Annotated in this window: 17 protein-coding genes; 14 read left to right on the top strand and 3 right to left on the bottom strand. The window is 69.4% G+C overall.

All coding sequences use genetic code 11. From position 1 onward, the window contains the following. Window positions 1–224: 224 nt before the first annotated feature. From KN815_RS14765 to clpX, 3 genes are all read left to right on the top strand, one after another. Window positions 225–839, top strand: coding sequence for an ATP-dependent Clp protease proteolytic subunit (locus tag KN815_RS14765; RefSeq protein ID WP_161561328.1), 615 nt, complete (start codon window positions 225–227; stop codon window positions 837–839). Between the two features lie 61 nt (window positions 840–900). After that, entirely contained in the window at window positions 901–1,557 is a 657-nt protein-coding gene (locus KN815_RS14760) for an ATP-dependent Clp protease proteolytic subunit (protein ID WP_020871330.1), read from the top strand. Between the two features lie 182 nt (window positions 1,558–1,739). Continuing rightward, window positions 1,740–3,026 carry an ATP-dependent Clp protease ATP-binding subunit ClpX gene (clpX, locus tag KN815_RS14755; protein ID WP_059145704.1) on the top strand — a complete coding sequence of 429 codons (1,287 nt, stop codon included), beginning with the start codon at window positions 1,740–1,742 and terminating at the stop codon, window positions 3,024–3,026. Between the two features lie 105 nt (window positions 3,027–3,131). Here the strand turns inward: clpX and KN815_RS14750 are convergent, their stop codons facing one another. Genes KN815_RS14750 through KN815_RS14740 form a run of 3 tightly spaced genes read right to left on the bottom strand, consistent with a single transcriptional unit; the run spans window position 3,132 to window position 6,047 of the window. Further along, window positions 3,132–3,974 (bottom strand): hypothetical protein, encoded by an 843-nt coding sequence (locus KN815_RS14750; RefSeq protein ID WP_216342400.1) that lies wholly within the window; start codon window positions 3,972–3,974, stop codon window positions 3,132–3,134. A gap of 58 nt (window positions 3,975–4,032) precedes the next feature. Then, window positions 4,033–5,013: a hypothetical protein gene (locus KN815_RS14745; protein ID WP_216342399.1), complete on the bottom strand. Its 981-nt coding sequence runs from the start codon at window positions 5,011–5,013 to the stop codon at window positions 4,033–4,035. 53 nt (window positions 5,014–5,066) lie between these two features. After that, window positions 5,067–6,047, bottom strand: a complete 981-nt coding sequence (locus tag KN815_RS14740; RefSeq protein ID WP_216342398.1) for a hypothetical protein — start codon at window positions 6,045–6,047, stop codon at window positions 5,067–5,069. Between the two features lie 117 nt (window positions 6,048–6,164). On the opposite strand from KN815_RS14740, the gene KN815_RS14735 reads away from it, so the two are divergent. From KN815_RS14735 to KN815_RS14685, 11 genes are all read left to right on the top strand, one after another. Continuing rightward, on the top strand, window positions 6,165–8,798 hold the full coding sequence (locus tag KN815_RS14735; protein WP_216342397.1) for a valine--tRNA ligase: 2,634 nt from the start codon (window positions 6,165–6,167) through the stop codon (window positions 8,796–8,798). A gap of 255 nt (window positions 8,799–9,053) precedes the next feature. Further along, the gene (locus KN815_RS14730; protein WP_216342396.1) at window positions 9,054–10,514 is read left to right on the top strand and encodes a peptidoglycan D,D-transpeptidase FtsI family protein; all 1,461 of its coding nucleotides are present in this window, start codon (window positions 9,054–9,056) and stop codon (window positions 10,512–10,514) included. A gap of 79 nt (window positions 10,515–10,593) precedes the next feature. Next, window positions 10,594–12,099: a bifunctional tetrahydrofolate synthase/dihydrofolate synthase gene (gene folC, locus KN815_RS14725; RefSeq protein WP_216342395.1), complete on the top strand. Its 1,506-nt coding sequence runs from the start codon at window positions 10,594–10,596 to the stop codon at window positions 12,097–12,099. Window position 12,100: 1 nt separating this feature from the next. After that, window positions 12,101–12,454: a DUF4233 domain-containing protein gene (locus tag KN815_RS14720; protein ID WP_078641415.1), complete on the top strand. Its 354-nt coding sequence runs from the start codon at window positions 12,101–12,103 to the stop codon at window positions 12,452–12,454. Between the two features lie 75 nt (window positions 12,455–12,529). Next, window positions 12,530–12,943, top strand: coding sequence for a nucleoside-diphosphate kinase (ndk, locus tag KN815_RS14715; protein WP_078641414.1), 414 nt, complete (start codon window positions 12,530–12,532; stop codon window positions 12,941–12,943). A gap of 321 nt (window positions 12,944–13,264) precedes the next feature. After that, window positions 13,265–14,284 (top strand): rod shape-determining protein, encoded by a 1,020-nt coding sequence (locus KN815_RS14710; protein ID WP_014060693.1) that lies wholly within the window; start codon window positions 13,265–13,267, stop codon window positions 14,282–14,284. A gap of 148 nt (window positions 14,285–14,432) precedes the next feature. Continuing rightward, on the top strand, window positions 14,433–15,377 hold the full coding sequence (gene mreC / locus KN815_RS14705) for a rod shape-determining protein MreC (RefSeq protein WP_216342394.1): 945 nt from the start codon (window positions 14,433–14,435) through the stop codon (window positions 15,375–15,377). A 6-nt stretch (window positions 15,378–15,383) separates the two neighbouring features. Continuing rightward, window positions 15,384–16,094: a rod shape-determining protein MreD gene (gene mreD / locus KN815_RS14700; protein WP_216342406.1), complete on the top strand. Its 711-nt coding sequence runs from the start codon at window positions 15,384–15,386 to the stop codon at window positions 16,092–16,094. A 75-nt stretch (window positions 16,095–16,169) separates the two neighbouring features. Beyond that, window positions 16,170–18,314, top strand: a complete 2,145-nt coding sequence (mrdA, locus tag KN815_RS14695; RefSeq protein WP_216342393.1) for a penicillin-binding protein 2 — start codon at window positions 16,170–16,172, stop codon at window positions 18,312–18,314. Then, window positions 18,311–19,513 carry a rod shape-determining protein RodA gene (gene rodA, locus KN815_RS14690; protein ID WP_216342392.1) on the top strand — a complete coding sequence of 401 codons (1,203 nt, stop codon included), beginning with the start codon at window positions 18,311–18,313 and terminating at the stop codon, window positions 19,511–19,513. The genes mrdA and rodA overlap by 4 nt, the downstream gene beginning before the upstream one ends. 35 nt (window positions 19,514–19,548) lie before the next feature. Beyond that, entirely contained in the window at window positions 19,549–21,177 is a 1,629-nt protein-coding gene (locus KN815_RS14685; protein ID WP_216342391.1) for a CYTH and CHAD domain-containing protein, read from the top strand. The last annotated feature ends 47 nt before the right edge of the window (window positions 21,178–21,224 follow it).

Raw genomic sequence — 21,224 nt, 5'->3', positions numbered from 1 at the left:
GCCCGTTCGTGTTCCGCGATGCCGGTCCGGCGCCGGAACATGCGCTCAGAGCGAACAGTTCCTGATGCGGGATGGCGCCCGCCGACCAGCGCGTTAGGGTCCGTAGATACGAGGGCAGGGGAGTCTCGCAAGCCCGCCGGGGCCGCACCGGCGGCCACACCCCCGCACCCCAGAAGAAGACGCTGAGACGGCCAGTCAGCCGTCAGAGACGAGCAGGTGGATACGTGACGAATACGATGCCTTCCGCCGCCGGCGAGCCGACCGTCGGTGGCCTCGGCGACCAGGTCTACAACCGGCTGCTCGGCGAGCGGATCATCTTCCTCGGCCAGCCGGTCGACGACGACATCGCCAACAAGATCACGGCTCAGCTTCTTCTGCTCGCCGCCGATCCGGACAAGGACATCTACCTCTACATCAACTCTCCGGGCGGCTCGATCTCGGCCGGCATGGCGATCTACGACACCATGCAGTACATCCAGAACGACGTGGTCACCATCGCGATGGGCCTCGCCGCCTCGATGGGGCAGTTCCTGCTGAGCGCGGGCACCCCGGGCAAGCGTTTCGCGCTGCCCAATGCCGAGATCCTGATCCACCAGCCCTCCGCGGGTCTGGCGGGTTCCGCCTCGGACATCAAGATTCACGCCGAGCGGCTGCTGCACACCAAGAAGCGCATGGCCGAGCTGACCTCCTTCCACACCGGCCAGACGGTTGAGCAGATCGTCCGTGACTCCGACCGCGACCGCTGGTTCTCCGCCCAGGAGGCCAAGGAGTACGGCCTGGTCGACGACGTCATGACGTCCGCCTCCAGCGTTCCGGGCGGGGGCGGCACCGGGGCCTGAGTCCCGCCGTCCCGTAGCCGACCTCCAGCCCCCAGATCGCCACAGGATGGTGAAGACCCAGATGAGCAACTTCCCCGGCAGCGGCCTGTACAACGGCCCGATGGCCGAATCCCGCTATGTCGTTCCGCGTTTCGTCGAGCGCACCTCCCAGGGCATCCGCGAGTACGACCCGTACGCGAAGCTCTTCGAGGAGCGCGTGATCTTCCTGGGCGTCCAGATCGACGACGCCTCGGCCAACGACGTGATGGCGCAGCTCCTGTGCCTGGAGTCGATGGACCCGGACCGCGACATTTCGGTCTACATCAACTCTCCCGGCGGCTCGTTCACCGCGCTGACCGCCATCTACGACACGATGCAGTTCGTCAAGCCCGACATCCAGACGGTCTGCATGGGCCAGGCGGCGTCCGCCGCGGCCGTGCTGCTCGCCGCCGGTACGCCGGGCAAGCGGATGGCCCTGCCCAATGCCCGCATCCTGATCCACCAGCCGTACAGTGAGACCGGGCGTGGTCAGGTCTCCGACCTGGAGATCGCGGCCAACGAGATCCTGCGGATGCGCTCGCAGCTCGAGGAGATGCTGGCCAAGCACTCCACCACGCCCATCGAGAAGATCCGCGACGATATCGAGCGGGACAAGATCCTCACGGCCGAGGAGTCCCTGGCGTACGGTCTTGTCGACCAGATCGTTTCCACCCGCAAGACGTCGGTCGGTCTCGGCTGAATCTTCGGTGGCGACACCTCCCTTGGACCGAGTAGGTCCAAGGGGGGCCCGAACCGGGGGCCCGGCAAGGTACCGTCGTAGAGGGCTGAGGGCCCCGGCCCACGGGAAAAGAAGCAGAAAGCGCAGCGCAAGCACCCGGTTCCGCGCAGCAAAGCGGATCCAAGGCGAAGGGGAAGCACCTCGTGGCACGCATCGGTGACGGCGGCGACCTGCTCAAGTGCTCGTTCTGCGGGAAGAGCCAGAAGCAGGTGAAGAAGCTCATCGCGGGCCCGGGTGTGTACATCTGCGATGAATGCATCGATCTCTGCAACGAGATCATCGAGGAGGAGCTCGCCGAGACCTCCGAAGTGCGCTGGGAGGAACTCCCCAAGCCGCGCGAGATCTATGAATTCCTCGAGGGCTATGTGGTCGGCCAGGAGGCCGCCAAGAAGGCCCTCTCGGTCGCCGTCTACAACCACTACAAGCGGGTCCAGGCGGGCGAGAACGGCGGTCACAGCCGGGACGACGGCATCGAGTTGGCGAAGTCCAACATTCTGCTGCTCGGCCCCACCGGCTCCGGCAAGACCCTGCTGGCGCAGACCCTCGCCCGGATGCTCAACGTCCCCTTCGCCATCGCCGACGCCACCGCGCTCACCGAGGCGGGCTATGTCGGCGAGGACGTGGAGAACATCCTCCTCAAGCTGATCCAGGCCGCCGACTACGACGTCAAGAAGGCCGAGACGGGCATCATCTACATCGACGAGATCGACAAGGTGGCCCGTAAGAGCGAGAACCCCTCGATCACCCGCGATGTCTCCGGCGAGGGCGTTCAGCAGGCGCTGCTGAAGATCCTGGAAGGGACCACGGCGTCGGTGCCGCCGCAGGGCGGCCGGAAACATCCGCATCAGGAGTTCATCCAGATCGACACCACGAATGTGCTGTTCATCGTGGGCGGTGCCTTCGCCGGTCTGGAGAAGATCATCGAGTCGCGGGCGGGTGCCAAGGGCATCGGCTTCGGCGCCACGATCCGCTCCAAGCGCGAGATCGAGGCGAGCGACCAGTTCCAGGAGGTCATGCCCGAGGACCTGGTGAAGTTCGGAATGATCCCGGAATTCATCGGCCGTCTCCCGGTCATCACCTCGGTCCACAACCTGGACCGCGAGGCGCTGCTTCAGATCCTCGTCGAGCCGCGGAACGCGCTGGTGAAGCAGTACCAGCGGCTGTTCGAACTCGACGGTGTGGAGCTGGACTTCGACCGTCCGGCCCTGGAGGCCATCGCCGACCAGGCGATCCTGCGCGGCACCGGGGCCCGGGGCCTGCGCGCCATCATCGAGGAAGTGCTGATGTCGGCGATGTACGAGGTGCCGTCCCGTAAGGACGTGGCCCGCGTCGTCATCACCGAGGACGTCGTGCACTCCAATGTGAATCCCACACTGGTGCCCCGCACCCGGGGCACCGAGCCGGGCGAGCGGCACGAGAAGAGCGCGTAGGCGCCCCGCACGCGCAGCCGCCCCGCAAAGAGCATACGAAGAGGGCCCCGGTCTCCCGGGGCCCTCTTCGTGTCGTACGCGCCCTGTGGGCGTCTTACGGGTGGTTCAGGCGGGCTTGCGGGTGTCCTGGTAGATGCCCGCGGTCACCTTGGCGAAGGACTCCATGTCGGCGTCGGACGCCGAGGTGTTCTCCGCGTTGACGTCGAGCACCATCGCCGCGTCCGTCTCCTCCGCCCAGACGCAGGCCGGGGCGTAGATCCGGTCGTAGAGCTTGACCACCTCGCACTCCACCGAGGGGCCGTCAGCGCCCTCCGGCTGGAACCGCTTGCGCTTCTTCTCCACCGAGGGGGAGCCGTCGCCGCCCTCGAAGCCCTTGAACATCTCGTCCCGGACCGCCTCCGGGTCGCTGATCTCGCCGTACATCCCGGAGAAGGCGAGCCCCGAGTTGTCGTCGTCCGACCGCTTGTACTGGGCCAGCACCGAGGTCGCGCCCTCGGGCATGCTGCCCTGCACGCTGGTGCCCTCGTTGTCGAGGTCGTCCGTGCCCTTGTCCAGCGTGTACGTGCCGTCGTCGAGCGTCTTGGGGGTGACCAGCTTCATCGACTTCGGGCCGTCGTCGCCGCCGGACAGCACCACGGCGCCGGTGACGATGGCGCCCACCACCACGAGCCCGGCCACCGTCACCGCGATGATCTTGGTGCGGTTGCCGCCGCCGCCGGCCGCGGGCGGCGCGGGGTAGGGCGGCTGGCCGTAGGGACCCGCCTGCTGCGGGTAGCCATAGCCCTGCGGAGGCTGCGCTTGCGGATAGCCGTAACCCTGCGGCTGCGCGTACGGGTTGGGCTCCGCGGGCTGCTGCTGCCCTCCGCTGTACGGATTGGGCTGAGCGCCCCCGTACGGGCCGGGTCCGCCGCCGTAGGGCCCCGGTGGCGGTGGCTGGTTGTGGCTCATGGCTGTGGGGGTCCCCCTCCGGATCGGCTGTGGCCTGTGAACTGGGCGGCCCGCTCGGCTACTTGATCTCGACCCGCGCGTCGTTGCGGACCTTCGCGGTGATCTCACCGGCCTCGTCGAGCGACATGCCGTTGCCGGACAGCGCCGCGGCCGCGTCGGAGACGACCACATAGCCCACCGTGCTGTTGTCACCCCACATGCAGATCGGGATCGTGAACCCCTTGCTGGGTATGCCGCTGGAGCCGCCGCCCTCGCCCGGGGTGAACTTGGTGTTCTGGCACTTCATCACGGCGTTCTCGAAGCCGCTGGGCGACACCGACTCCGGGCTGCCCACCAGTTCGGCCTTCATTCCGCTGCTGGTCGAGGAGTCCTTCTCGGCCTCCTGGGCGATCTTCGCGAAGGCGCCGTCGACAACCGACTCCGGGTCCTTCACCTCGCCCCAGACGCCGTTGAGCTGGAGCTTCTTCACGCTCATGCCCTCACCGGACTTGTACTCCGCGCTCACGGGCTCGGGGTTGCTGACGCCGAACTTCTCGAAGTCGTCCGCGTCCGAGGAGGTGAGCCCGCCGCCGGAGCCGGAGGACTCCTTGGTGTAGTCGCCGGCCACCGTCTGGGGGGTGGTGAGCTTGTACCGCTTGCCGTCGTCGGCGACCTTACCGCCGCCACCGCCGCCGTTGTCGTCCCCGCCCTGGAGCACCAGGACGCCGCCGACGACCGCGGCCACCACGACCACCGCGCCGATCGCGAGCCACAGGCCCTTCTTGTTGCCGCCGCCCTGGCCCGGGCCCGGCTGGTACGGGCCCGGCATGCCCGGCTGGCCGTACGGCTGCTGCTGGCCGTACGGGTTCGGGGGCTGTCCGTAGGGGCCCGGCTGCCCCTGCGGCTGCCCGGGGTAGCCGTAGCCCGGCTGCGGCGGCTGTCCGTAGGGACCCGGCTGCTGCGGGTAGCCGTAGCCGGGCTGGCCGGCCGCACCACCTTGTCCGTAGGGACCCGGCTGCCCGGGCTGCTGGCCGTAGGGGCCCGGCTGGTTGTAGCTCATCTGTATCCCTCGTTGGTGAAACCGCTGTTGTGTTGCTGTTCGCCGGTCGCCGGCTAGCCGGCGATCTCGACGCGCGCGTCCTTGCGCACCTTGGCCGTGAGGCCGGCGGCGTCCTCAAGGGACATACCGCCGCCGAGAACCGCGGCCGCCGGGTCCGCCATGACCGTGACGCCCAGGGTGTCCTTGTCGCCCCAGACGCACGCGGGGGCCTCCATGGATCCCTGATCCGAGGTGAACTTCATGGACTGGCACTTCAGGACGTCCCCGTCGAAGCCGTCCGGGGAGAACGTCTGGGGGCTGCCCTTGGCCTGCGCGGTGCCGTTGTCCTGGAGCGTCTTGACGATGACCGCCAGGGCGAGGTCCGCGCCCCGCGCCGGGTCGGTCACCTCGCCCCAGACGCCGGTGAACTTCAGCATCTCCTTGCCGGAGGTCTGGTAGTCGGCCGCCACCAGATGCGGGTCCTTGACGACCGGCACCTGCTGGAGGTCCTTCTTGCCCGCGGCCGACAGATCGCTGTCGTCCGTGCCCGAGCCCTGGCGTTCGTAGTCCGCGGCCACGGTCTTGGGCGTGGACAGCTTGTACGGGCCGCCGCTGCCGCCGCCGAAGAGCATGAACGCCCCCGCCCCCAGCGCCCCCAGGACCACCACCGCGCCGACCGCGAGAGCCACCTTGCGGCCCTTACCGCGGCCACCGGCGGCCGGTCCCTGGGGCGGCGGCGCCTGGGATGGCGGCACCTGGGACGGCGGCACCTGGGGCCCGCCGTAGTAGCCCGGGCCCTGCTGCACGGGGCCCTGCTGGGGCACGGGGCCCGGCTGGGGAGGCTGGGGCGGCTGCCCGTAAGGGTTCGCGGGCTGCGGATGTCCATAGCCGCCGGACCCGCCGTAAGGGCTCGGCTGACCGTAGCCGCCCTGCGGCTGCCGGCCGTAGCCCGGTGTCTGCGCATACGGATTGGGCACCGGCGGCTGGCCGGCGCCGTACGCCCCTGGCTGGCCCCCGTAGGGGCCGGGCTGCGGCGGCGGCTGCTGATGGCTCATGTGCCTCTCCTTATGCGCATGACAGTTCCAAACATCCTTCCCGACGCCTCAGGGCGCCTTGGCCCCGGGGCCACAACGGGTTCGTAACGGAAGGCCGCGGCCCTTTAGACTGCGGAGGTGACCGAGAACTCTTCGCAGCGCCCCGCAAGCGGGCCGAACAGCCACCCCGAACTGCCGACCCAGTACGCGCCGGCCGATGTAGAGGGGCCGCTGTACGAGCGCTGGGTAGAGCGCGGTTACTTCGAGGCGGACGCGAAGAGCGACAAAGAGCCCTACACCATCGTCATCCCGCCCCCCAATGTGACCGGCTCGCTCCACCTCGGCCATGCCTTCGAGCACACGATCATCGATGCGCTCACCCGGCGCAAGCGAATGCAGGGCTTTGAGACGCTCTGGCAGCCCGGTATGGACCACGCCGGTATCGCCACGCAGAACGTGGTCGAGCGCGAACTGGCCAAGGAGGGCGTCTCCCGCCACGACCTGGGCCGCGAGGCGTTCGTCGAGCGCGTCTGGCAGTGGAAGAGCGAGTCCGGCGGCCAGATCTCCGGCCAGATGCGGCGGCTGGGCGACGGCGTCGCCTGGAACCGCGAGCGCTTCACCATGGACGAGGGGCTCTCCAAGGCCGTCCAGACGATCTTCAAGCGGCTCTACGAGGACGAGCTGATCTACCGCGCCGAGCGCATCATCAACTGGTGCCCGCGCTGCCTTACGGCCATCTCGGACATCGAGGTGGAGTACGACGACGATGACGGCGAGCTCGTCTCGATCCGGTACGGCGAGGGCGACGCGTCCATCATCGTGGCGACGACTCGCGCCGAGACGATGCTGGGCGACACCGCGGTCGCCGTCCACCCGGACGACGAGCGCTACCGCCATCTGGTCGGCACCGAGATCGAATTGCCGCTCACCGGCCGCCGGATCCCGATCGTCGCCGACGAGCACGTCGACCCCGAGTTCGGCACCGGAGCGGTCAAGGTCACCCCGGCCCACGACCCGAACGACTTCGAGATCGGCCAGCGGCACGGCCTGCCGAACCTGACCGTCATGGACGAGCACGCGGTCATCACCGCCCACGGCCCCTTCCAGGGCCTGGACCGGCTGGAGGCGCGCAGCGCCGTCGTCGGCGCGCTGCGCGCCGAGGGCCGGATCGTCGCCGAGAAGCGCCCGTACACCCACTCCGTGGGCCACTGCTCGCGCTGTAAGACGACCATCGAGCCGCGGCTGTCCATGCAGTGGTGGGTCAAGGTCGGCCCGCTGGCCAAGGCCGCGGGCGACGCGGTCCGCGACGGCCGGGTGAAGATCCACCCGGAGGACATGTCGAAGCGCTACTTCGACTGGGTCGACAACCTCCACGACTGGTGCATCTCGCGCCAGCTCTGGTGGGGCCACCGGATCCCGGTCTGGTACGGGCCGAACGGCGAGGTCGTCTGCGTCGGACCGAACGAGGAGCCGCCGAGCGGCGAGGGCTGGCACCAGGACAGCGATGTCCTGGACACCTGGTTCTCGTCCGGCCTGTGGCCGTTCTCCACGCTCGGCTGGCCCGAGCGGACCGAGAGCATGGCGAAGTTCTATCCGAACTCGGTCCTGGTCACCGGCTACGACATCCTCTTCTTCTGGGTCGCCCGGATGATGATGTTCGGTCTCTACGCGATGGACGGCACCCCGCCGTTCCACACCATCGCGCTGCACGGCATGGTGCGTGACCAGTTCGGCAAGAAGATGTCCAAGTCCTTTGGGAACGCGGTCAATCCGCTGGACTGGATGGACACCTACGGCTCCGACGCGGTCCGCTTCACGCTGGCCCGGGGCGCCAACCCCGGGGTCGACGTCCCGATCGGCGAGGACTGGGTCCAGGCGTCCCGCAACTTCGCCAACAAGATCTGGAACGCGACGCGCTTCGCGCTGATGAACGGCGCGACGGTCGAGGGTGAACTGCCCGCCCCCGAGCGGCTGTCCGCCACCGACCGCTGGATCCTGTCCCGGCTGAACGAGGTCGTCGCCGAGGTCGACGCGTACTACGAGGACTACCAGTTCGCCAAGCTCTCCGACGTCCTCTACCACTTCGCGTGGGACGAGGTCTTCGACTGGTATGTCGAGCTGTCCAAGACCACCTTCGCCAAGGGCGGCGCGGAGGCCGACGCCGCGCGGCGCGTCCTCGGCGAGGTCCTGGACGTCACGCTGCGGCTGCTGCACCCGGTGGTGCCGTTCGTCACCGAGAAGCTGTGGACCTCGCTGACCGGCCAGGAGTCCGTCGTCATCGCGGAGTGGCCGGGCGACAGCGGCTTCCGGGACGAGGCGGCCGAGCGGGAGATCGAGAACCTCCAGCAGGTGGTCACCGAGGTCCGCCGGTTCCGCGCCGACCAGGGCCTCCAGCCCGGTCAGCGGGTCCCGGCGAAGCTGGAGCTGTCCGGCACCTCGCTCGCCGCCCACGAGGACGCGATGCGCTCCCTGCTGCGCCTCCAGCCCGCCGGTGAGGACTTCACGGCCACCGCCTCGCTGCCGGTCGCGGGCGCGACCGTGGCGCTGGACCTGTCCGGCGCGATCGACGTCGAGGCCGAGCGCAAGCGGCTGGCCAAGGATCTCGCCGCGGCCGAGAAGGACAAGGCGCAGACGACCGCGAAGCTGTCCAACGAGGGCTTCCTGGCCAAGGCACCCGACCATGTGGTGGAGAAGATCCGCACCCGGCAGGCGACCGCCGAGGCCGATATCGCCCGGATCACCGCCCAGTTGGCGGCCCTCCCCAAGGGCTGACAACGATTGACAAGGGCTGACCGAGCGCTAGCCGAAGGCTGGCCGAAAGCCGGTCGGTACTGATCGCATGAAGCGCCCCCGCCGGAATCCGGCGGGGGCGCTTCGGTGTGTGCGATGTGCCACAGACGCCCGCGGAAGCCTCACAAACGCCTCACAAACGCCTCACAGGCCCCGCACAGTAAAGCCTCACCGGGAACCAAACACCTGCTTCCGGGAGTTCTCCGGCAGTACGTCCCGGAAGGAGCTCCACCCTCCATGAACAAGCCACTGCGAAGGGCCTCCATTTTCTCGCTTCTGCTCGTGCTGGCCCTGCTCGTCTGGGCCACCTATGTGCAGTTGGCGAGAGGCGACAGCCTCCGGGACAACACGCACAACAGCCGTGTGGCCATCTCCCAGTACGCCGGCCCGCTGGGCGACATCCTGGTCGGCGGCAAGCCGGTCACCGGCTCGGCCGCCACCGACGGCAACCTGAAGTACAAGCGCACCTACACCGACGGCAAGCTCTGGGCCCCGATCACCGGCTACGCCTCCCAGTCCTACGGCAGCACTCAGCTCGAGGCACTGGACCGGCAGGTCCTCGACGGCTCCGACAGCCGGCTGAAGAACCCGCTCGAAGCGGTGACGCGGGAGCGGTCCAAGCCCGGCGATGTGATCACCACGATCAACCCGGCCGTCCAGAAGGCCGCCTATGAGGGCCTGGGCAACAAGACCGGCGCGGCCGTGGCGCTCGACCCCACGACCGGCGCCGTCCTGGGCCTGGCCAGCACGCCCTCGTACGACCCCGGCAGCTTCGCGGGCTCCTCCACCAAGGACCAGAAGGCATGGCTCGCGCTGCAAAAGGACAAGAAGCAGCCGATGCTGAACCGCGCGCTGCGCCAGACGTACCCGCCGGGCTCGACCTTCAAGGTCCTGGTCGCCGCAGCGGCACTGGAGAACGGGCTGTACTCGTCGGTGGACGAGCCGACCAAGAGCCCCGATCCGTACCGGCTGCCGGGCACGGTCACCGATATGCACAACGAGAACCGGTCGGCGCCCTGTAAGAACGCGACGATACGCACCGCCCTGGAGTACTCGTGCAACACGGTCTTCGCCAAGATGGCCGTGGACCTGGGCCAGTCCAAGGTGGCGGCGCAGGCCGAGAAGCTGGGCTTCGACGACTCCAAGCTGGACATCCCGGTGCGCGCCGCGAAGAGCATCTACCCGAGCGGGATGGACGACTCGCAGACGGCCCTGAGCGGTATGGGCCAGTTCGATGTGACGGCCACTCCGCTCCAGATGGCGATGGTCACCTCGGCCATCGCGAACGACGGCAAGCTGATGACCCCGTACGAGGTCGACCGCACCACGGACGGCACCGCCTCCGCCCTGGACCGGAGCCAGGCCAAGACCTACAGCGAGGCGATGTCCAAGCACACCGCGTCGGAGCTCCAGTCCGCGATGCGGACGGTCGTGGACCAGGGCACCGGGACCAACGCGAAGATCCCCGGGGTGACGGTGGGCGGCAAGACCGGCACCGCCCAGCACGGTGAGAACAACAGTGCCAACCCCTACGCGTGGTTCATCAGCTACGCGGACGCCGGCAACGGCCACAAGGTCGCGGTCGCGGTGGTCGTCGAGGACAGCGACGCGGCCCGCGCCGACATCTCCGGCGGCGGTCTGGCGGGGCCGATCGCCAAGTCGATGATGAAGGCCGCACTCGCCGATACGGGGTCGTGACCTCCTCGGTGATACCGGGTCGTGACCCTGGCGATGGCGCTGGCCCGGCTTGTCACCCCTGCCTCGTAGACTGGTCGGCGTGAGCGAGGAGCGCCCCCAGAACGAGTCCGACGAGTTCGAAGAGATCGTCGAAGCCGAGACCGACCGTGACCCCGATCTGGCGGTGATCGAGGCCGGCAGCCGGACGCTGCGTGCGCAGTCCGGGCCACCGCAGGGAGACGGCATGCCCTCCCGCCCGGCCGACCCCGAGGTGGACCGCGCCCTGCGCGAGGTGGAGGGCGAGCTGGCCAAGCGCTGGCCGGAGACCAAGCTGGACCCGTCGCTGGTGCGCATCGAGTCGCTGATGGACATCCTCGGCTCGCCGCAGCGGGCCTATCCCTCGATCCACATCACCGGCACCAACGGCAAGACCAGCACCGCCCGGATGGTCGAGTCGCTGCTGGGCGCCTTCGAGCTGCGTACCGGCCGCTACACCAGCCCCCATGTCCAGTCGATCACGGAGCGGATCAGCCTGGACGGGGCGCCGATCTCCGCCGAGCGGTTCATCGAGACGTACCAGGACGTCCAGCCGTACATCGAGATGGTCGACGCCCAGCAGGAGCACCGGCTGTCCTTCTTCGAGGTGCTCACCGGGATGGCGTACGCGGCCTTCGCGGACGCGCCCGTGGACATCGCGGTGGTCGAGGTCGGCATGGGCGGCTCCTGGGACGCCACCAATGTGGTCGACGCGGGCGTCGCGGTGATCATGCCGATCTCGCTGGACCACACCGACCGGCTCGGCACCACTCCTGAGCAGATCGCCACGGAGAAGGCCGGCATAGTGAAGCAGGACGCCACCGTGGTGCTCGCGCAGCAGCCGGTGGAGGCCGCCTCCGTGGTGCTCAAGCGCGCCGTCGAGGTGGACGCCACCGTCGCCCGTGAGGGCATGGAGTTCGGTGTGCTCTCCCGTGAGGTGGCGGTCGGGGGTCAACTGCTGACCCTGCGCGGCCTCGGCGGGGAGTATCCCGATGTCTTCCTCCCGCTGCACGGCGCCCACCAGGCGCATAACGCGGCGATGGCGCTGGCGGCCGTCGAGGCGTTCTTCGGCATCGGCTCCCAGCACGCCCGCACGCTCGACATGGACACGATCCGTTCCGCCTTCGCCTCCGTGACCTCGCCGGGCCGGATGGAGGTCGTGCGGCGCAGCCCCACCGTGGTGCTGGACGCCGCGCACAACCCCGCGGGCGCCCGTGCGGCGGCCGAGGCGGTCACCGAGTCCTTCGACTTCAGCCGGCTGATCGGCGTGGTCGGGGCGAGCGCCGACAAGGATGTGCGCGGTGTGCTCGAAGCCTTCGAGCCGATCTTCGCCGAGGTCGTGGTGACCCGCAATTCCAGCCATCGCTCGATGGATCCGGACGAGCTGGCCGCGATCGCCGTCGAGGTCTTCGGCTCCGACCGGGTCCAGGTCGAGCCCCGGCTGGACGACGCCCTGGAGGAAGCCATCACCCTGGCGGAGGAAGAGGGCGAATACGCCGGAGCGGGTGTTCTGGTGACCGGGTCGGTGATCACGGTCGGCGAGGCCCGGCTGCTTCTGGGAAGGGGCTGATATGCGGACGCTGTGCGCTTCCACCCTCATCGGTGAGTTCTTTGTGATCGGCTTCGCCGGGCTGGTCGCGATGAAGACGTCCGGGCTGTCGACGGGCACCGTCTGGACGGTCAGCGGGATCGCCATGGCGCTGTGTGTGCTGCTGTGCGGAATGCTGAGCCGTCCGGGCGCGGTGCAGATCGGCTGGGCCCTTCAGATCGGCCTGGTGCTGAGCGGCTTCGTGGTGACCACCATGTTCGTCCTCGGGGTGGTCTTCGCCGCGCTGTGGTGGGCCTCGGTCCACTTCGGCCGTAAGGTCGACGAGGCGAAGGCGCGGTTCGCCGCGGCCTCGGCCGCCTCGCCTGACGCTGCGTGACGTGGCCCTCGTTCACCCATGTAGCCTCAGCTTCACAGCGCCACCCGCACGCCATTTCCCAAAGGAGCCCGCACCGTGAGCCAGCGCACGCTCGTCCTTCTCAAGCCCGACGCCGTCCGACGCGGTCTGGTGGGCGAGATTCTGGGGCGGATCGAGAAGAAGGCGGGCTGGACGATCAGCGCCCTCGAACTGCGTCAGCTCGACCGTGAGGTCCTGGAGCAGCACTACGCCGAGCATGTCGGCAAGCCCTTCTACGAGCCCCTGATGGAGTTCATGGCCTCCGCTCCGGCCGTGGCGCTGGTCGTCGAGGGCGAGCGGGTCATCGAGGGCGTCCGGGCGCTGGCCGGGCCGACCGACCCGATCGCCGCGGCACCCGGGTCCATCCGTGGCGATTTCGGCACCATCGTTCGGGAAAATCTGATCCATGCTTCGGACTCCGAGGAGTCCGCCGAACGGGAAATCAAGATTTTCTTTCCCGGGCTCGCCTGATCCCGATCCGATCGATACTGATCGGCCATCAGTTTGATCATCTGCTTGCCACACCCCTGCTGACCTGGGGGCGGCCGAATTGCCCGGCCGCCCTTCGGCATATGCGAGCCGATCGGGGGAACGCATCTCCGCGACACGACGTCACCATTAGAGGAGGCGGGGTCGTGTTCTGCTGACAATGGCGGAGGACCCCCGCAGCGTGTTCGAGCGGGCGTGACTACGATGAAGCCTCCGCGCCTCGCAGCGCACACCCATCCTGCCGACCTCTAGCAAGCAATCGCTCCAGCAGGGAAGGCCTGACGTATCCTCATGGGGAACAACATGTCGTTCATCGGCCGTGACATGGCTGTCGACCTCGGGACCGCCAACACGCTGGTGTACGTCAGGGGCCGCGGGATCGTCCTCAACGAGCCATCCGTCGTCGCCATCAACACCAACACCGGCGGAATTCTCGCCGTGGGCGCCGAGGCGAAGAAGATGATCGGCCGCACCCCTGGCAACATCGTCGCTGTGCGTCCGCTCAAGGACGGCGTTATCGCCGACTTCGAGATCACCGAGCGGATGTTGCGGTACTTCATCCTGAAGATTCATAAGCGCCGCTATCTCGCCCGGCCCCGGGTGGTCGTCTGTGTGCCCTCCGGTATCACCGGAGTCGAGCGCCGTGCCGTCATCGAGGCGTCCACCCAGGCGGGCGCCCGCCAGGTGCACATCATCGAGGAGCCCATGGCGGCGGCCATCGGTTCGGGCCTTCCGGTCCACGAGGCCACCGGCAACATGGTCGTGGACATCGGCGGCGGCACCACCGAGGTCGCCGTCATCTCGCTGGGCGGCATCGTCACCGCGCAGTCCATCCGGGTGGCGGGCGATGAGCTGGACAACGCGATCATCCAGCACATCAAGAAGGAGTACAGCCTGCTGCTCGGCGAGCGCACCGCCGAGAACATCAAGATCACCATTGGCTCCGCGGCCGAGAGCGACGAAGAGGAACACACCGAGATCCGAGGCCGTGACCTGGTCAGCGGCCTCCCCAAGACCGTCGTGATCTCCGCTGCCGAGGTCCGCAAGGCCATGGAGGAGCCGGTCAACTCGATCGTCGACGCCGTCAAGACCACCCTCGACAAGTGCCCCCCGGAGCTCTCCGGCGACGTCATGGACCGCGGCATCGTGCTCACCGGTGGCGGCGCGCTGCTGCGCGGCCTGGATGAGCGGCTGCGCCAGGAGACCGGGATGCCGATCCATATCGCCGAGGATCCGCTGGACTCCGTCGCGCTCGGGTCCGGCAAGTGCGTGGAGGAGTTCGAGGCGCTCCAGCAGGTGCTGGACGCCCAGCCCCGCAGATGACAATCCGGCGATCGGGCCGTGCGGGCGGTTGGCTGCCCATGCGGCGGAACGCTGATATACAGGCATAAGGCTCCCCAGGACCGGCCGGTCACCACATCACCGGCGCCGGCACCGGTCCGACTTCGACGAGGAAGGCACGTCGCCGCACGTGAGGGACACACGAGAGAGCCGGCTGCTCCTGGTGCTGCTGGTCGCCATCGCGTTCGCGCTGATCACGGTGGATATCCGCGGCGGCGAGGACTCACCCCTCGACGGCGCCCGTCAGGCCGCCGCTTCCGTCTTCGGGCCGGTGGAGGACGGCGTCGCGTCCGCCGTCGACCCGGTCGGGAACGCCGTCGCGGCCGTACGGGAATCCGGTGACCGGCGCGACCGGGTCCGCCGCCTGGAGGAAGAGAACACCAAACTCAAGCAAAAGCTCGGCAACGACGCCCGTAACAGCGCCCGCTCGGCCGAGCTCGACAAGCTGCTCAAGACCGCCGGCGCCGGCCAATACGGCATCAAGGGCGCCCAGGTCATCGGCATCGGCGCCGCCCAGGGCTTCTCCTGGACCGTCACCCTCGACATCGGCAGCAACGACGGCATCCGCCGCGATATGACCGTCATCAACGGCGACGGGCTGGTCGGCCGGGTCACCACCGTCGGCTCCTCGACGGCGACCGTGCTGCTCGCCATCGACCCGGACTTCACCGTCGGCACCCGGATGGAGGGGTCGGGCGAGCTCGGCTTCGCCACCGGGCGCGGCGACCGCTCGCTCCATGTCCAGCTCCTCAACGGCAAGGCCCGGATCAAGCAGGGCGACCGGATGGTCACCTTCGGCTCCCAGGCGGACAAGCCGTTCGTCCCCGGAGTCCCGGTCGGCAAGGTCGTGCGCGTCGACCCCACCGGAGGGGATCTCACCCGCACGCTTCAAGTGCGCCCGTATGTGCGGTTCAGCAAGCTGGACATCGTCGGGGTCGTCGTCCAGCCGCCGCGCGGCAATCCGCGGGACACGGTGCTGCCGCCCAAGCCCGCGAAGCCCAAGCCGACGCCCACGGTCACCGTCACGGCCAACCCCTCCGCCACCGCCACGAGCCCGGCCGCCAACAGGAGCTGACCGATGCTGCACCTCAACCGGATCGTCCTGTCGACCTGCCTGGTGGTCTTCGCCCTCGTCGTCCAGATCTGTGTGCTGGCCCGGCTCCAACTGCCCGGCGCCGTCCCCGACCTGCTGCTCCTCGTCGTGCTCGGCCTCGCGCTCGTCTACGGCCACACCGGCGGTGCGCTCATCGGCTTCGCCGCGGGCCTGCTCGCCGACCTCGCCCCGCCCGCCGACCACGCCGCCGGCCGCTATGCCCTGGTGCTGTGCGTCATCGGCTATCTGGCGGGGCTCGCCAAGCCGGAGTCCGGCCAGCTCAGGTCGGCCACCGGGCCGATGCTGGTGGTCGTGGCCGCGGCCATCGGCGCCACGCTGCTGTACGCCGGGGTCGGCATCCTCGTCGGCGACGACGCGGCCCGTCAGGTGGGCCTGGGCAAGCTGCTGTTCACCGCGGCCCTCTACGACCTGCTGCTGGCACCCTTCACGGTGCCGCTGATCATGGGGCTGGCCAGACGGAGCGAGAACGATCCGATGGCCGACAGCGCGGGCGGCGGCGGTGAGAGCCCGTCCCGCTGGATCAGCACGGCGGGCGGCGTCAGCTCCGGCCGGATCGGCCGGATGAGCCGGCTCAGGCGTCCGGGCCGGGCGGCCCGGATCGGCAGCCAGCGCGGTGGGCTGCTGTCCCGCGCCGGGAAGAACCGGACGGCACGCATCAAGGGGGTCAAGCGCCTGTGAGCCCCGCCCTCCTGTCGCCCGCCGCCCTCCCCTCCGCCGCCCTCCCCTCGCCCACCACCGCCCTCAGGGGATGCCATGAGTAATATCCCCGAGACCGGACGGACCCCCCGGGTCACCATCCGGCTCGTCGGCCTCCAGATCCTGGTCTTCTCGCTGCTGCTGACTCTCGGCGGGCGGCTGTGGTACCTCCAGATCCGCAACGGCGACGAGTACACCGCCGAAGCCGCCAACAACCATGTCCAGCAGGTCGTCCGCCCCGCCGTGCGCGGCTCCATACTGGACGCCCGCGGGGTGCCGCTCGCCGACAACGAGACCCGTCTGGTCGTCTCCGCCAGCCGCACCGAGCTGATGAAGATGCCGGACGACGGAAAGGCCGCCCTCACCCGGCTGGCCGATGTCCTGGGCATGAAGCCCAAGGACGTGATGGACAAGGTCCGGCTGTGCGACGCCAAGACCCCGCAGCCTTGCTGGAACGGCTCCCCGTACCAGCCCATCCCGATCACCGACGAGGCCACCGCCAAGCAGGCGCTCCAGATCCGCGAGCGCGAAGAGGACTTCCCTGGCATCAGCGCCGAGCCCACCGCCGTACGCCGCTACGCCGCTCCGGCCGGTTCCAACGCCGCCCAGGTGCTCGGCTATCTCTCCCCGGTCACCGATGAGCAGGTGAAGGCGGCCGAGCACAGCAAGTCGCCGCTGCTCCGCTCCGACCAGGTCGGCAGCAACGGCCTCGAGCGCCAGTACGACAGCGAGCTGCGCGGCGAGGCCGGGGTGACCCGCTACGAGGTCGACAACCTGGGCCGGGTCATCGGCCAGCGGGAGAGCCAGCAGGCCCGTCCCGGCGACAACGTCGTCACCAGCATCGACTCGCGCGTCCAATCGGTCGCGGAGAAGGAGCTGGAGCAGGCGATGCAGGACGCCCGCAAGCAGCACGACCGGAACACCGGCACCAACTACAAGGCGGACTCCGGCGCGGTCGTGGTCATGGAGGCCAAGACCGGCCGGGTGGTGGCCATGGCGTCCAATCCGACGTACGACCCCAACGCCTGGGTCGGCGGCATCTCCGGCAAGGACTACAAGCAGCTCACCGGCAAGAAGTCCAACTACCCGCTGCTCAACCGGGCGATCCAGGGTCAGGCGGCCCCCGGCTCGATCTTCAAGGTCGTCCCGACGACCGCCGCGATCAACGCCGGCTACTCCTTCAACGGGCCGTATCCCTGCACCAGCTCGTTCAACATCGGCAGCCAGGTCTTCAAGAACTTCGAGTCCGAGAACTACGGCGGGATCAGCCTCGGCCGCGCGCTGGAGGTCTCCTGCGACACCGTCTTCTACCACCTCGCCTACGAGCAGTGGAAGAAGGACGGCGGCAACAAGCCCAAGAAGAAGCCGGGGGACTGGTTCTACCGGACCGCCCACCAGTTCGGCCTCGGTAAGGAGACCGGCATCGACCTCCCCAACGAGGTCACCGGCCGGGTCCCGGACCGCCAGTGGAAGAAGGACTACTGGAAGGCCAACAAGGACGCCTGGTGCAAGAGCGGCAAGAAGACCGGGAACTACGGTCAGCGGATCGCCTACGAGAACTGTCTCGAGGGCATGAAGATGCGCGCCGGTGACTCCGTGAACTACTCCATCGGCCAGGGCGACACCCTCGTCACCCCGATCCAGATGGCCACCATCTACGCGGCCATCAGCAACGGCGGAACGCTCTACAACCCGACCGTCGGCAAGGCGATCGTCAGCCCCGACGGCAAGGACGTCCAGGAGATCAAGCCGGAGTCGCACGGCAAGCTGCCGATGAAGGGCCAGACCCGCGAGCAGATCGACAGCGCGCTCGCGGGCGTCGCCACCCGGGGCACCGCCGCCTGGCGGTTCCAGGGCTGGCCGCAGGACAAGATCCCGATGCACGCCAAGACCGGTACCGCGGAGGTCTACGGCAAGCAGACCACCTCGTGGTTCGCGACGTACACCAAGGACTACTCGATCGTCATGACGATCTCCCAGGGCGGTACCGGCTCCGGTGCCTCCGGCCCGGCGGTGCGCAAGATCTACAACGCGCTGTACGGGGTCGACGCCAAGGGCGGCATCGACAAGAAGAAGGCGCTGCTGCCCCGGCCGCAGGCCAGCCTGCCGAAGATCTCCTCGGACGGCTCCATCGAGCCCCAGCCCCTGGGCAAGCAGTTCGAGGCGGCTTCGCGCGAGCGGCGGCGGGGAGCGGATTCATGAGCGCGTCCACGCATGGGTACTCCGTACGCCGCTTCACCCCTGAGCGCGGCACCTGGGGCAAGCTCATGGCGCGCGACTCCATCGTGCGCCGCCTCGACTGGGTGCTGCTGCTCACCTCGCTGGCCCTGTCCGCGATCGGCGCGGCGCTCGTCTACTCCGCCACCCGCAACCGCACCGAGCTGAACGGCGGCGACCCGTACTACTTCCTGGTCCGGCACGCCCTCAACACCGGCATCGGGCTGCTGCTCGCCATCGGCACCATCTGGCTGGGCCATCGCACCCTGCGCGGCGCGGTCCCGGTCCTCTACGGCCTGTCCGTCGTCCTCGTCCTCGCCGTGCTCACCCCGCTGGGCTCGACGATCAACGGGGCGCACGCATGGATCGTGGTCGGCGGCGGATTCTCCCTCCAGCCGGGTGAGTTCGCCAAGATCACGATCATCCTGGGCATGGCGATGCTGCTGGCCGCCCGCGTGGACGCGGGTGACCGGCTCAACCCCGACCACCGCACCGTCGTCCAGTCGCTCGGCCTGGCCGCACTGCCCATCGCGATCGTGCTGCTGATGCCGGACCTCGGCTCGGTGATGGTCATGGCGGTGATCGTGCTCGCCGTGCTGCTCGCCTCCGGCGCGTCCAACCGCTGGATCGCCGGGCTGATCCTCACGGCCGTGGTCGGCGCGCTGCTCATCTGGCAGTTGCACGTCCTCGACCAGTACCAGATCGACCGCTTCGCCGCCTTCGCCAACCCCGCGCTCGACCCGGCCGGGGTCGGCTACAACACCAACCAGGCGCGGATCGCGATCGGCTCGGGCGGTCTCACCGGTAAGGGGCTCTTCCACGGCACCCAGACCACCGGTCAGTTCGTGCCCGAGCAGCAGACCGACTTCGTCTTCTCGGTCGCGGGGGAGGAGCTCGGCTTCCTCGGCGGGGGCCTGATCATCGTGCTGCTGGGGGTCGTGCTGTGGCGCGCCTGCCGGATCGCGCGCGACACCACGGAGCTGTACGGGACCGTGGTCGCGGCCGGGATCATCGCCTGGTTCGCCTTCCAGTCCTTCGAGAACATCGGGATGACGCTGGGCATCATGCCGGTGGCCGGTCTGCCGCTGCCGTTCGTCTCCTACGGCGGAACGTCGATGTTCGCCGTATGGATCGCGATCGGGCTGCTTCAGTCCATCCGAGTGCAGAGGCCCGTCTCCGCTTAGGGCTGATTGGCCCGATTTCGGGTACGTGACATCACATGGTGGACACAAAGCAGGAGATAGAGCGCAAGTACGAGGCCACCGCCGAGGAAGCCGGGCCGTCCGGGCGGCCCGACCTGCCGGGTCTTCCCGAACTGACCGGGGCGGGTCCGGTCGCGACCGTGGTGAGCCGAGGTGTCGCGACCCTCGATGCCACCTATTACGACACCCCCGGGCGACGGCTGCTGGCCGACGGCATCACCCTGCGCCACCGCACCGGCGGCGCCGACGAGGGCTGGCATCTGAAGCTGCCCGTCGGCCAGGACACCCGCGAGGAGCTCCGGGCGCCGCTCGGCGCCGAGGTGCCCGCGGAGATGGCCGCGCTGCTGCGCTCGCGGGTCCGCCACGATCCGCTGCGCCCGCTGGCCCATCTGCACACCGAGCGGGACCGTAAGGATCTCGTGGACGCCGACGGCACCGTGCTCGCCGAGGTGTCCGTCGACCGCGTGACGGCCCGGCGGCTGGCGCCGGAGGAGAGCGAGCCGGTGCGGTGGACCGAGGTCGAGGTCGAGCTCGCCGAGGGCCGGGGCCACGATCAGCGGCTGCTGGACGCGGTCGAGGGGCGGCTGCGCGACGGCGGTCTGCACCGCGCCGAGACCCCCTCCAAGCTCGCCAAGGCCCTGGCCGAGACGGAGCGGGCCGCGGTCGCGGTCGCCACCGGCGGAGGCGGGCCCGCCAAGCCCGGCAAGCCCGCGAAAAGCGCCCGTCAGGTCGAGCAGGCCGCGTCGGCGCCCCGGCGGCCGCTCGGCGCCGACGATGTCGTCCTGGACTACGTGCGCCGTCAGATCGGCGCCATGGTGCGGCTCGACCCCGCCGTGCGCAGGGACCTGCCGGACGCGGTGCACCGGATGCGGGTCGCCACCCGCCGGCTGCGCAGCGCCTTCCGCTCCTACCGCAAGGTCCTGGACCGTGCGGTGACCGATCCGATCGGCGACGAGCTGAAGTGGCTGGCCGGTGAGCTCGGTGTGGAACGCGACCGCGAGGTGCTCACCGAGCGGCTCGAGGGCCGTCTCGCCGAGCTGCCGGACGACCTCCGCCTCGGCCCGGTGGCGAACCGGCTGGACCACTGGTCGCAGGGGCAGCGCGACGGCGCCCGCGCGGCCGTCCTGGGCGCGCTGGACGGCGAGCGCTACCTCACGCTCCTGGACACCCTCGACGCCCTGGTGGCCGATCCGCCGCTGCGCCCCGCCGCCGCCAAGCCGGCCGCACCGGTGGTCGTGGGTGCCGTGCTGCGCGACTACGAGCGGCTCGCCACCCGTATGGCCACCGCCCTGGAGACGCCCCCGGGGACGGACCGCGACGTGGCCGTCCATCAGGCCCGTAAGGCCGCCAAGCGCGTCCGTTACGCCGCCGAGACGGCCCGGCCCGCGCTCGGCAAGCCCGCCAAGAAGTTCGCCCGCCGTATGCAGTCCGTACAGGACGTGCTCGGCGACCACCAGGACAGCGTCGTCGTGCGCGAGGCGCTGCGGGCGCTGGCCACCCAGGCCCACGGCGCGGGGGAGAGCGACTTCACCTTCGGCCTGCTGTACGGCAGGGAGGAGGCGCGGGCCGCCGCCCGCGAGCGTGAGCTGCCCGGTCTGTGGGCGGATGTCTCCCGTAAGAAGCACCGGGCGGCCCTGGCGGCGTAGCTCCGTGGCGAGGGAGTCCCAGCGCGGCGGGTAGGCTAGAGGGTCAC

The sequence above is a fragment of the Streptomyces niphimycinicus genome, assembly GCF_018883605.1.
GTDB lineage: Bacteria > Actinomycetota > Actinomycetes > Streptomycetales > Streptomycetaceae > Streptomyces > Streptomyces niphimycinicus.
Note: the sequence above shows the minus strand (reverse complement) of the source record. Positions and strands in the feature narration are given on the sequence as shown.